We start from the raw sequence: 11,166 nt of genomic DNA on the forward strand, positions 1-11,166 counted from the left end.
GAATTTTGTAAATTATTGGAATATTTCATTCCTAAGCACTGAGGTAGAGCCAAGGTGGTAGTGAAAAAAGCTTTAAATTTAAAGGCTTGTGTTGAAATCATCAAGGGGCAGCTTGGTTGGCTGCTGCTATGCGGCGGTCTGCTGGTTCAGGCCACCGCCGTGGCGGCGCCGTTTAAAACAGACGTACCCTTGTTGCAGCCGCAACAGCTGAACCCTCAGTTTTGGCAGCAGCAACTCAGCCAGGGCGATAACGTGCTGCTGAGCCAGGCGCAGATAGCTGAGCGTAATCAGCAGACGTTTGCCCAGCAGACCGAGATGCAGCAGCTAAATCGTCTGCCGGCGTCATACGCTGCAGCGGCGTTAAAGCAAATAGTGCAACAGGTAAGCCAGATCCCAACAGCGAAACGGTTTTATACCGATGGTACGGCGTTAACCGCGCCGCAATGGCAGGCTTATCAGGCCATGCTGGCAATGGATACCATTAAAGCCGATAACCCGCTGCAATTTGGTTTGGTGGTAAAGCGCACCGCCTTGCGTGCCTTTCCGACTTTAGACAGGGTGGTAAATGAGCAAGGCAATGCCGATCTGGATCGCTTTGCCGAAACGGCATTGTTTGTCGCCGAGCCGGTGGCTGTGCTGCATCGCAGCCGTGATAACAACTGGCTGCTGGTACAAAGTTTTAATTATACCGGTTGGGTGCAGGCGGCAGATGTGGCTATTGGCAGTCGGCAGCAAGTGCTCAGCTACACAGAACAAGCGCCCTTTGTCGTGATAACCGCGGCTAAAGCGCATACGGCCTTTACCCCCGAACAGCCGGCATTGTCGGAGCTACAGCTGGATATGGGCGTGCGCTTACCGCTGCTCAGTGCTGCCGACACTGGCTTTAATGTGCATGGCCAGAACCCGGCGGCCAGTTACATTGTTCAGCTGCCGTTTCGCCAGGCGGATGGCAGCTTGCAGTTGATGCCTGCGCTGCTGCCGCTGAGCACAGATGTCAGCCAGGGCTATCTGCCGTTTACCGAGCATAATCTGCTGCGCCAGGCCTTTAAGTTTTTAGGCGAACGCTATGGCTGGGGCCATGATTACAACGGCCGTGATTGTACCGGCTTTATCTCAGAAATTTTCCGCAGCTTTGGCTTGCTGATGCCACGTAACTCCGGCCAGCAGGGGCAAGGCAGTTACGGCCATAATCAGCGCTTTAATGCACAAAGTAGCCAACAGCAGAAACTTGAGGCAGTGCGTCAGGCTAAAGTGGGCGATTTATTGTATTTCCCCGGCCATGTGTCCATGTTTATTGGTATGGTGCAGCAGCAACCCTTTATGATCCATTCCGTAAATACGCTGATTTACCCCACCGACAATGGTGTGTATCAGGGCCGCTTAAATGGCGTCGTGGTTACACCGCTTATGCCGCTGCAGGCAAACACCGAACAATCTTATCTTGATGCGCTTTATGCCATTAAATCAATGCGTTAACAGAGGCAACTATGAAAATAACTGATATCAGACTGGGTATGCTGCGGGTGCCTCTGAAAACCCCGTTTAAAACGGCGCTGCGTACGGTAAATAATATTGAAGATATTATTGTGATGGTGCAAACCGACAGCGGCCATACCGGGTACGGCGAGGCCCCGGCCACAGCCGTAATCACCGGCGATATCCACGGCTCTATTATCGAAGCTATCCGTACCGTGATTAAACCCAAGCTGATTGGTCAGGACATTAGCGATTTAAATCATATTATCCGCCTTATTCAGGGCTGTATTATGAAGAACTACAGCGCCAAAGCCGCAGTAGAAATGGCGGTATACGATTTATTTGCCCAGCTGTATAAAGCACCGCTGTATAAAATCCTTGGCGGCGGCGTGCCCAAAATAACCACTGATATCACCATTAGTGTCGACTATATCGATAAAATGGTCGCCGACTCGTTAAGTGCAGTTGAACGCGGTTTTGAAACACTGAAAGTTAAGGTCGGTAAAGATATCGGCGTCGATATTGAGAGGGTAAAAGCCATTTATGCTGCGGTAGAGGGCAAGGCGCTGATCCGGCTGGATGCCAATCAGGGCTGGACGGCAAAAGAAGCTGTATATGCGCTGCGCAAGCTGGAAGATGCCGGGGTGCGGCTGGAGTTGGTGGAACAACCGGTAAAAGCCTATGATCTGGAAGGCCTGAAATATATTACCGAGCGTGTACATACGCCGGTGATGGCTGATGAAAGCAGCTTTGGCCCGCGCGAGGTGATTGATCTTATCAAGATGCGGGCAGCCGATATTATTAATATTAAACTGATGAAAACCGGCGGCATTGCGAACGCGATTAAAATAGCGGATATCTGCTCGTTTTATGACATGCAGTGCATGATAGGCTGTATGCTCGAGGGCAGTGTCAGTGTGGCGGCGGCGGTGCATGTGGCCGTAGCAAAATCTGATGTGATCACCAAAATTGACCTGGACGGCCCTTCGCTGTGCCTGTTTGACCCGGTAAAAAGCAGTGTTAAGTTTAATGATGCGGATATTACCATTGAAGATGCGCCGGGCCTGGGCATTAGCGCCATCGAAGGTTTGCAAATGTTAGCCTGAGCCCGGCAGGCTCAGGGCTGCTCCAGCACATGTAACAGCTTGCTGTTTTCTTCCAATTGATGGTCATTGTTCTGCTGCTGGCATAACAATAAATACAGAATATGACACAGGTGTTGCTGCGCCATTTGTACCAGCAGCGGATTGACCCTGACATTTTCATCGCCGCTTAGGGCCAGCAAGGCCAGATCGGCAGCCAGGCTCAGTGCATTCGTTTTGTAGCTGGTCAGGCTGATAATGCGGATATGTTGCTGTTTGGCAAAGCGCGCCAGTTTCAGTAAGTCGGTATTCTGGCCCGATTCTGAAATCAGTAACAATACACTGTCGTGGCTCAGCGTACTGGCTAGCTGTAAGGTAATGGCCGGATCGCTGTGCAACAGCGCCAGCTTACCCAGCTGTAATAACCTAAACTGCATATCGTGCGCTACGATAGCGGATTTACCAAAACCGGCAATTAATACCCGGTCAGCGCCTTGCAGACAGTCGGCGGCATCCAGCAGGGTTTGTTCGTCGTTTACCGCCATAATACCGCGTAAATGGCTGTGTAAGCTAAACTGCAGTTGTTCAACCAGGGTGTGCAGATTATTAGCGCTGTGGCTTGGCTCTGTCGTATCTCGCTGCAGCGTCGAGGCGGTGATCACCGCCTCACTTACGGCCAATTTCAGATCCGGATAGCCTTTGTAACCCAGTTTCTGACAAAACTTTACCACGCTCGACTGGCTGGTACCGACGGCATCGGCCAGCTGCTGTGACGAATAATCCCGTAGCAAATGCGCGTTATCGAGGATAAAATCCGCCAGCTTGCGCTCGATCACCGACATGTGTTCCAGCATGCCGCGGATCTTTAGTAAACATACCATAGGGCTTTCATCCTTTATTGCGCTCGCCTATTGGGGAATTTGTTATTAGCATTATGGCTCAGTATTGAATAATTTATTCCAGCTTGGCAAGTTGCTGCAGAAAAAAGCAGCATAATGTTGGATGCTGTACATAAAAACAGGGCTATTTTATCTCGTTTTTGATCTGCCACCACTTTTTCCCACCAAAATCATTGTCTTCGCTGTAGCGCTTGTTTTTACTGTGATCGCAATCGATCAATCACTCTGTTTTTACCTTGACAATGGTCAAACCTGCACCCTAAACTGTATCGTTGTGGGGATTTGTGGGTAAAAGTGGATTATTTTGGATTAACCACAAACCAAAACTAATACATTAATTGTGCAGGAAGCTTATGTTTCGTGGCTCATTTACATTGACACTGGACGAGAAAGGACGGTTAGCATTACCTGCACGCTACCGTGAATTTCTGCTGTCTGATTGTCAGGGCCACTTGATCTGCACCATTGATTTGCACGATCCGTGCTTATTGTTGTATCCGCTGGCTGAGTGGGAAGAAATAGAAGAAAAACTCAAGCGCTTATCCAGCTTAAACCCGCAGGAGCGCCGCTTGCAGCGCGTGCTGTTGGGTAACGCCACTGACTGTGACATGGACAAAAGCGGCCGCATTTTGCTGCCGGCACCCCTGCGCCAGCATGCGGGCCTGAGTAAAGGGATCCGGCTGGTGGGTCAGTTAAATAAATTTGAGATCTGGGATGAAACCGCCTGGCATGAGCGTTTGGCTGCAGATATTGCGCTGGAACAGGCTCAGGCCGGCGATGTTGAATTATCAGACCGATTACAGGACTTTGCACTGTAAATGAATACTGTGGCGCATATTTCTGTCCTGCTGCAAGAAGCGCTGGACGGCCTGGCACTAAAACCCGATGGCTGTTACCTTGACGGTACCTTTGGCCGTGGTGGCCATAGCCGGGCAATTTTAGCGCAGCTGGGCCCTAATGGCCGCCTGTTTGCTATAGACCGTGACCCCGCCGCGATTGCCGCAGCCGCCCCACTGGCTGGCGATCCGCGTTTTCATATCACTCACAGCCCCTTTGCCGCCCTGGCATCTATCGCTGAACAGCAGCACATTGTTGGCGCTCTGGACGGCATTTTGCTTGATCTTGGCGTTTCTTCGCCCCAACTGGACGATGCCGACCGCGGCTTTAGTTTTATGCGCGATGGTCCGCTGGATATGCGGATGGATCCCAGCTCAGGTATCAGCGCCGCCGACTGGCTGGCCAGTGCCGATGTTGAGGATATCAGCTTTGTGCTGCGCGAATACGGTGAGGAAAAATTTGCCTGGCGTATTGCCCAGGCTATCGTGGCTGCGCGCGCTGAGCAACCGCTCAGCCGCACAGCGCAGCTGGCTAAGCTGATAAGCGACAGTGTGCCGAAAAGCACGAAAGAGAAAAAACATCCGGCGACGCGCAGTTTTCAGGCGATCCGCATTTATATCAACAGTGAGCTGGAGCAGGTTAACCAGGCGCTGCATGCGGCTATGCAGGTATTAAAGCCCGGTGGCCGTTTGGTGGTGATCAGCTTTCATTCACTGGAAGACCGGCTGGTAAAGCAGTTTATGCGGCGTTACTCCAAAGGCGAACCGCTGCCACGTGGCATACCGCTGACGGCAGCGCAAATGCAGCAACGTACCGAACTGACACTGGTGGGCAAAGCCATAATGCCGTCTGAGCAAGAGCTGGCCGCTAACCCGCGCGCACGCAGTGCCGTGCTGCGCATCGCACAGAAGCAGCGCCATGAATAATATCAGCCTGCATCGGTTAATTTTTCGCGACTGGCGCGAGCAAATATGGCTGGGACTGATGTTGCTGGCCTGCATTATTTCGGCGTTAGTGGTGGTGCATTTTGCCCATTTAAACCGGCAGCTGACCATAGCCCAGGATGGCTTATATCAGCAGCGTGATCAGCTGGACATTGAGTGGCGCAACCTGATTTTAGAACAACGCGCCCTGGCAGAGCACAGCCGGGTAGAAGAGATCGCCCGCAACAAATTGCAGATGGTGCGCCCGGCGGCTGAACAAGATATCGCGGTGACAGTGCCATGAGCAGTAAACGTAAAGCACCCCAGGCTAAAGCCAGAACGGTTCCGTCGGTACTGGGCTGGCGTTTTGCTTTTGTACTGCTGAGTCTGGCGGCAGTATTTAGCGCCCTGGTAGCACGCGCTGCCTGGTTGCAGGTCGTCGAGCCCGATATGCTGGTAAGTCAGGGCGATATGCGTAGCCTGCGGGTTGAGGCCGATACTGTGCTGCGCGGCATGATACTGGACCGCAACGGTGAGGAGCTGGCCGTTAGCGTGCCGGTTGAAGCTATCTGGGCTGATCCTAAAGTGGTGATCGAGCGTCATGCCGCTGCCGACGAGCGCCGCTGGCATGCACTAGCTGAGATCTTACGCCTGACACCGGCACAACTGCAAAACCGTATTGGCACTAACCCACAGCGGCGTTTTGTCTATTTGCAGCGCCAGGTGAATCCGGCGGTAGTCGATTATGTGAAAAAGCTGAAAATCCCCGGCATTTACTTCCGGCAGGAATCGCGGCGCTATTATCCGGCCGGTGAAGTCACCGCGCAGCTGCTGGGCTTTACCAATGTTGATGATGTCGGCGTTGAAGGCATTGAAAAACGTTTTGATGAGCTGTTAACCGGCACCGCCGGGCGTAAAGTGTTTCGTAAAGATGCCAAGGGCCGTGAAATTGAAGTGCTGGAGCGGGCGCAGGCGCGGGCACCGGACAATTTGCAGTTAAGTATTGATCAGCGCATTCAGTCTATTACTTATCGTGAGCTGAAAAAAGCCGTATTGTCGCACGGTGCCACCTCCGGTTCGGCCATCGTGGTGGATGTGCATAGCGGCGAAGTACTGGCAATGGTCAACAGCCCATCGTTTAACCCGAATAACCGGGGTAATGCACCGGCTTATTTGTTTCGCAACCGCGCCATCACCGACACCTTTGAACCGGGGTCTACCATGAAGCCGCTGGCGGTACTCAGTGCGCTGGAATTTGGTGCCGCATCGTTAAATTCGACGGTCGATACGGCGCCGGGCTATATGCGTATCGGCGGCAGCTGGGTACGTGATGCCAATAACTACAAAGAGCTTGGCCTGACCGGCATTATTCAGAAATCGAGCAACATAGGTGTCAGTAAGCTGGTGTTATCGATGCCACACGAACATGTGCTTAGCCTGTATGGCAATATGGGGCTGGGTATCGACACCGGTATTGGCCTGCAGGGTGAAAGTAGCGGCATGTTAAGCCATCGCCGGCGCTGGTCAGACTTTGAACGTGCCACCTTATCTTTTGGTTATGGCCTGTCGGTGACTGCAGCGCAACTGGCGCGGGTGTACGCCACTATGGCCAATGGCGGTATCAGCCGGCCGCTGACCATTTTAAAGCATGGCGAAACCGGGGTTGGTGAACAAGTGCTGGACCGCCGTCATGCCGCTGCGATGCTGGAAATGATGGAAGCGAACATTATGCCCGGCGGCACGGCAACCCGGGCGCAGGTGAAGGGCTATCGCGTGGGGGGTAAAACCGGTACTGCGCGTAAGGCGGTAGCGGGTGGCTACGGTGAAGACTATGTTGCCTCTTTTGCCGGCGTCGGCCCGGTGTCTGAGCCGCGTCTGGCCTGCGTGGTGGTCATTAACGAACCGGCCGGTGATTTTTACCATGGCGGCGAAATCGCGGCCCCGGTGTTTGCCAATATCATGGGCGCAACCATGCAGCTGCTAAACCTGACGCCAGACGCGTCAAGCCAGCCTATGCTGTCCGCGGTAGCAGGAGGTCGTAATGCTGGTTAACGCTAAAGACTGGTTATCGCTGTATGCCAGCAATCTACCGGATTGCCCGTTGCAACAATTGCAGCTGGATAGCCGTAAAGTCGCGCCGGGCGATGTGTTTTTAGCTATTCCCGGTGTGCAGCAACATGGTAAGCAGTTTATCCAGCAAGCGCTGACACAGGGCGCGGCTTTGGTGCTGACGGATGAAGGACAGTACAGCGATGTGCGGGTACTGGTGCTGCCAGAGTTAATGCAGCTGTTGCCTGCACTGGTGGCCAACTTTTACCAACAGCCAGCGCGTAAACTGCAGCTGGTTGGTATTACTGGTACTAATGGTAAATCCAGTACGGCGTTTTTTGTTAATCAGCTGGTTGAGCAGTTGCAGCAAAAAGCGGCAGTGATCGGCACTTTGGGTTATGGCCCGTGCCGCCAGCTAACCCCCTTGCCAAATACGACACCGCATTATGTCGATATTCAGCGCATTCTGGCGCAGTCTGTGGCAGAGCAAACGCAGTTGGTGGCGATGGAAGTGTCGTCGCATGCCTTAGTGCAGCAGCGGGTGGCAGGTATCTTGTTTGATGTCGCTATTTTTACCAACCTGACCCGCGATCACCTCGATTATCACGGCTCCATGGCGGAATACGGTGCTGCTAAAGCCTTGTTGTTTACGCCGCAGCTTAGCCGCGCTGCCGTTATTAATGTATCGGATGAGTTTGGCCGTAAATTGGCGGCGCAGTGTCAACTGCCGGTATGGGCTTATGGTAAGGCTGAGGATTGTCAGGGCTTTAACCGCTATCTGGCGTATTCCGCTGTCGTGGCAGGCGCTGATGGTTATCAGCTGCAGCTGAGCAGTCACCTGGGCAATCATAGCCTGTATTTGCCACTGCTTGGCGAGTTTAATATTCAGAATGTGCTGGCGGCACTGACCGGTTTACTGGCGCTGGGGTATGCTCTGGACAGCTTAGTGCAGGCTTGTGCAGCACTGCAGGCGGTGCCTGGGCGAATGGAGCAATTTAGCTTTGCCCGTCAATTTACCGCCGTGGTGGACTATGCCCACACACCGGATGCACTGCAACAGGCGCTGCAGTCGTTGCGGCTACATTGCCGTGGCCGCTTGTGGTGTGTGTTTGGTTGCGGTGGTGACCGGGACCGAGGCAAGCGGCCGTTAATGGGGCAACTGGCCGAGTTGTTTGCTGATCACATTATTATTACCTCCGATAATCCACGCACCGAAAATGCGTTGGCTATTTGTGAGCAAATTGCTGCCGGCATGAGTCCGGACGCCAGCTATCAGATTGAACCCGACCGTCAGGCGGCCATTAAGCTGGCGTTGGCCAGTGCCCAGACCGGCGACATGGTGTTGGTGGCGGGTAAAGGCCACGAAACGGTACAAATAATCGGCTCAGAGCATCGGCAATACGATGAGCGGGCTTATCTTCGTCAACTGGTTACGGAGATGTCATCATGATCACCTTATCCTGTGTTGAAATCAGCCGCATGCTCGGTGCCAAGCTGCTCGGTGCCGATCAGCAAATTACGTCAGTCAGTACCGACAGCCGCAGTATCACGGCAGGTGAGTTATTTATTGCGCTAAAGGGGCCAAATTTTGATGGTGCGGCCTTTGTCAGCGACGTTAAGGCGAAAGGCGCTGTCGCCGTGGTACTGGAGCAGCCGGTAGCGGAAGATATCACCCAGCTTATCGTGCCGGATACCCGGCTGGCGCTGGGGCAACTGGCGGCGGCGGTTAAAGCGCGGCTGGCAGTAAAAACCATAGCGGTAACCGGCAGCGCCGGTAAAACCACAGTAAAAGAAATGATGGCCGCCATTTTAGGCCGGCTTGGCGCCGTGCTGTCAACGCAGGGCAATTTTAACAATGAAATTGGCGTACCTCTGACCATGCTGCGCTTAACCGCACAACATCAATATGCGGTGTTGGAGCTGGGCGCTAATCATCAGGGCGAAATTGCCTACACCACCTCACTGGCTAAACCCGATGTCGCCATTATTACCAATGTGGCACCGTCACATTTAGAAGGCTTTGGTGATGTATACGGCGTAGCCCGGGCCAAAGGCGAAATTTTTAACGGTTTACCGGCGCAAGGTGTGGCCATAGTACCGGCTGACAGTGAATACCGCGGTTATTGGCTACGCCGGCTCGACAACAAACAGGTAGTGCAGTTCTCAGCGGCTAACCCGGCCGATTATTATGCTGAAAACATTGTACTGGATCATCAGGGCTGTGCCGGTTTTGAGCTGGTTTGCCCGGCCGGCCGCCAGGCTGTACAACTGACGATCCCGGGCAAGCACAATGTAGCCAATGCCCTGGCAGCAGCGGCGGCATGTATTGCTGTGGGTGCCAGCTTAGCGGATGTTGCTCAGGGGCTGGGGCAAATGCAGGCGGTAAAAGGCCGTACCAATATTAATATGGTTAGCCCGCAACTGCGGCTGATTGACGATACCTATAATGCTAATGTCGAGTCGGTAAAGGCTGCCATCGATCTGTTAGCGTCCTATAGCGGTTTTCGTGTCATGGTGCTTGGCGATATGGCCGAACTGGGCGCCGACGCCCGTTTATACCACGAGGAAATAGGTTTATACGCAAAAAAAGCCGGGATTAATCTGTTGTTCACCCTTGGCGTGTTATCACAGAGCGCCAGTGACTTGTTTAACGGACAAGGCGCGCATTTCAGCTCGCGTCAGGCGCTGTTACAGCGTTTGATGCCAATTGTATCAGAACAACAGGCAGTCACCCTGCTAGTGAAAGGCTCGCGTAGTGCGAAAATGGAATTAGTCGTGCAGGACTTGCTAGAAAGATGTCAGCAGGAGAGCAGCCCATGCTAGTTTGGTTAGCCGAGTATTTAACGCAATACTTCAGCTTTTTTAATGTATTCAGTTACCTGACGTTTCGCTCGATCTTAGGTATTTTAACGTCGTTGCTGTTAAGCCTGTATTTAGGGCCAAAGCTTATTGCCCGTCTGCAAAAGATGCAGATTGGTCAGGTGGTGCGCGGTGATGGCCCGGAGAGTCATTTCTCGAAAAAAGGCACGCCCACCATGGGCGGCTTACTGATTTTAGGCGCCGTGCTGTTAAGCACGCTGCTGTGGGCCAACCTGGAAAACAAATATGTCTGGGTGGTGCTGTTTGTATTGGTCAGCTTTGGCTGGATAGGTTTTGTGGATGATTACCGCAAAGTGATCCGCAAAGACCCTAAGGGTCTTATCGCGCGCTGGAAGTATTTCTGGCAGTCGTTGTTTGCTATTTTAACGGCGGCCTTTATCTATTTTACTGCCGAACGCCCGGCCGAAACGGCGCTGCTGGTACCCTTTTTAAAAGATGTGATGCCACAGCTCGGCTTGTTATTTTTAGCGCTGAGCTACTTTGTTATCGTCGGTACCAGCAATGCGGTTAACCTGACCGACGGCCTGGACGGGCTGGCGATAGTGCCGACCATTATGGTGGCGGCCGCCTTTGCCATTATTGCCTATGCCAGCGGCAACGTGAACTTTTCCGGTTACCTGAATATTCCTTACCTGCCATATGCCAGTGAGCTGGTGGTGGTGTGCGCGACACTGATTGGTGCCGGCCTTGGCTTCTTGTGGTTTAACACTTACCCGGCGCAGGTGTTTATGGGCGATGTCGGCTCACTGGCGCTGGGCGCCGTGCTGGGCGTCATAGCCATTTTGGTGCGGCAGGAAATAGTGCTGTTTATTATGGGCGGCGTCTTTGTTATGGAAACCCTGTCGGTGATCCTGCAGGTAGGGTCTTACAAGCTGCGTGGCCAGCGTATTTTCCGCATGGCACCGATACACCATCATTATGAATTAAAAGGCTGGCCGGAGCCGCGCGTTATCGTGCGGTTCTGGATTTTATCCATCATGTTCGTACTGGTTGGCCTGGCCACCCTGAAGCTGAGATAGC

The 11,166-nt window shown here is 53.1% G+C and carries 10 protein-coding genes; 9 read left to right on the plus strand and 1 reads right to left on the minus strand.

Annotation, left to right across the window (positions count from 1 at the left end; translation table 11 throughout):
- Positions 1–60: 60 nt before the first annotated feature.
- Positions 61–1,476, plus strand: a complete 1,416-nt coding sequence (locus EYB30_RS02440; protein ID WP_241697941.1) for an SH3 domain-containing protein — start codon at positions 61–63, stop codon at positions 1,474–1,476.
- An 11-nt stretch (positions 1,477–1,487) separates the two neighbouring features.
- Entirely contained in the window at positions 1,488–2,582 is a 1,095-nt protein-coding gene (locus EYB30_RS02445) for a dipeptide epimerase (RefSeq protein WP_166836700.1), read from the plus strand.
- Positions 2,583–2,593: 11 nt separating this feature from the next.
- Here the strand turns inward: EYB30_RS02445 and EYB30_RS02450 are convergent, their stop codons facing one another.
- Complete coding sequence (locus tag EYB30_RS02450; protein ID WP_166836702.1) at positions 2,594–3,439, minus strand: MurR/RpiR family transcriptional regulator; 846 nt, start codon at positions 3,437–3,439, stop codon at positions 2,594–2,596.
- Between the two features lie 371 nt (positions 3,440–3,810).
- On the opposite strand from EYB30_RS02450, the gene mraZ reads away from it, so the two are divergent.
- Genes mraZ through mraY form a run of 7 tightly spaced genes read left to right on the plus strand, consistent with a single transcriptional unit; the run spans position 3,811 to position 11,165 of the window.
- Positions 3,811–4,275, plus strand: a complete 465-nt coding sequence (gene mraZ, locus EYB30_RS02455) for a division/cell wall cluster transcriptional repressor MraZ (RefSeq protein ID WP_166836704.1) — start codon at positions 3,811–3,813, stop codon at positions 4,273–4,275.
- The gene (gene rsmH, locus EYB30_RS02460; protein WP_166836706.1) at positions 4,276–5,220 is read left to right on the plus strand and encodes a 16S rRNA (cytosine(1402)-N(4))-methyltransferase RsmH; all 945 of its coding nucleotides are present in this window, start codon (positions 4,276–4,278) and stop codon (positions 5,218–5,220) included.
- Entirely contained in the window at positions 5,213–5,521 is a 309-nt protein-coding gene (ftsL, locus tag EYB30_RS02465; protein WP_166836708.1) for a cell division protein FtsL, read from the plus strand. Before rsmH ends, ftsL begins: the two co-directional genes overlap by 8 nt.
- Positions 5,518–7,269 carry a penicillin-binding transpeptidase domain-containing protein gene (locus tag EYB30_RS02470; RefSeq protein ID WP_166836710.1) on the plus strand — a complete coding sequence of 584 codons (1,752 nt, stop codon included), beginning with the start codon at positions 5,518–5,520 and terminating at the stop codon, positions 7,267–7,269. Before ftsL ends, EYB30_RS02470 begins: the two co-directional genes overlap by 4 nt.
- The gene (locus tag EYB30_RS02475) at positions 7,259–8,716 is read left to right on the plus strand and encodes a UDP-N-acetylmuramoyl-L-alanyl-D-glutamate--2,6-diaminopimelate ligase (RefSeq protein WP_166836712.1); all 1,458 of its coding nucleotides are present in this window, start codon (positions 7,259–7,261) and stop codon (positions 8,714–8,716) included. Before EYB30_RS02470 ends, EYB30_RS02475 begins: the two co-directional genes overlap by 11 nt.
- Positions 8,713–10,089, plus strand: coding sequence for a UDP-N-acetylmuramoyl-tripeptide--D-alanyl-D-alanine ligase (locus EYB30_RS02480; protein ID WP_166836714.1), 1,377 nt, complete (start codon positions 8,713–8,715; stop codon positions 10,087–10,089). Before EYB30_RS02475 ends, EYB30_RS02480 begins: the two co-directional genes overlap by 4 nt.
- Positions 10,083–11,165 (plus strand): phospho-N-acetylmuramoyl-pentapeptide-transferase, encoded by a 1,083-nt coding sequence (gene mraY, locus EYB30_RS02485; protein ID WP_166836716.1) that lies wholly within the window; start codon positions 10,083–10,085, stop codon positions 11,163–11,165. The genes EYB30_RS02480 and mraY overlap by 7 nt, the downstream gene beginning before the upstream one ends.
- Position 11,166: the final 1 nt, after the last annotated feature.

This window comes from Rheinheimera pleomorphica (assembly GCF_011634895.1).
GTDB lineage: Bacteria > Pseudomonadota > Gammaproteobacteria > Enterobacterales > Alteromonadaceae > Alishewanella > Alishewanella pleomorphica.